The following is a 1,364-nucleotide window of genomic DNA, read 5'->3' as shown; positions in this document are numbered from 1 at the left end:
TACCCGCTGGAGCAGAGCATCCAGCAACTGATCGAGGCCCAGGTGCAGCGCACCCCGGATGCCCCGGCGCTGGCCTTCGGCGAGACGCGCCTGAGCTACGCCCAGCTCAACGCCCGCGCCAACCGCCTGGCCCATCGCCTGATCGCCCTGGGTGTCGGCGCGGATGTGCTGGTGGGCATCGCGGTGGAGCGTTCGGTGGAGATGGTGGTCGGTTTGCTGGCCATCCTCAAGGCCGGTGGCGCCTACGTGCCGCTGGACCCGGAATACCCCGAAGAGCGCCTGCGCTACATGATCGAGGACAGCGGCGTGCAACTGCTGCTGACCCAGAGCCACCTGCAACTGCCGCTGGCCGAAGGCGTGCAGACCCTGGCGCTGGACCTGGAACCGGGCGCCGATGACGCGCGCAACCCGAACGTGGCGGTGGCCCCTGAAAACCTGGCCTATGTGATCTACACCTCCGGCTCCACAGGCCGGCCAAAAGGCGCGGGCAACCGCCATTCGGCGCTGGTCAACCGACTGTGCTGGATGCAGCATGCCTATCGACTGGATGCCCGCGACAGCGTGTTGCAGAAAACGCCGTTCAGCTTCGACGTGTCGGTGTGGGAGTTCTTCTGGCCCTTGATGACCGGTGCGCGACTGGTGGTTGCCGCGCCGGGTGATCATCGCGACCCGGCCCGTCTGGTCGAGCTGATCACCGGCGAAAACATCACCACGCTGCACTTCGTACCGTCGATGCTCCAGGCGTTCCTGCAAGACAGCGGCGTGCCGCGCTGCACCAGCCTTGCGCGCATCGTCTGCAGTGGCGAAGCGCTGCCGGCCGATGCCCAGCAGCAGGTGTTCGCCAAGCTGCCGAAGGCCGGCCTGTACAACCTGTACGGCCCGACCGAGGCGGCCATCGACGTGACCCACTGGACCTGCCGCGAGGAAGGGCGCGACAGCGTGCCGATCGGCGAGCCGATTGCCAACCTGGCCTGCTACATCCTCGACGCCGAGCTGCAACCGGTGCCGGTGGGCGTGCTGGGCGAGCTGTACCTGGCCGGCGCAGGCCTGGCGCGCGGCTACCACCGCCGCCCGGGGCTGACCGCCGAGCGTTTCGCCGTGAGCCCATACGGCAATGGCGAGCGCATCTACCGCACCGGCGACCTGGCGCGCTACCGCGCGGATGGGGTGATCGAGTACGCCGGGCGTATCGACCACCAGGTCAAGCTACGTGGCCTGCGCATCGAACTGGGTGAGATCGAGGCGCGCCTGCTGGAACACGACCTGGTGCGTGAAGCCGTGGTGACGGTACCGGACGGCAAGCAGCTGGTCGGTTATGTGGTGCTGACCGGCGAGGCCGCCGATTGGCAGGCACAACTGGCCGA

Annotated in this window: 1 protein-coding gene; it reads left to right on the top strand. The window is 68.0% G+C overall.

The genetic code is table 11. From position 1 onward, the window contains the following. On the top strand, positions 1-1,364 hold a 1,364-nt coding region (locus V7787_RS52785), incomplete at both ends, for an amino acid adenylation domain-containing protein (RefSeq protein WP_336095450.1).

It is taken from the genome of Pseudomonas sp. CGJS7 (assembly GCF_036961695.1).
Note: the sequence above shows the minus strand (reverse complement) of the source record. Positions and strands in the feature narration are given on the sequence as shown.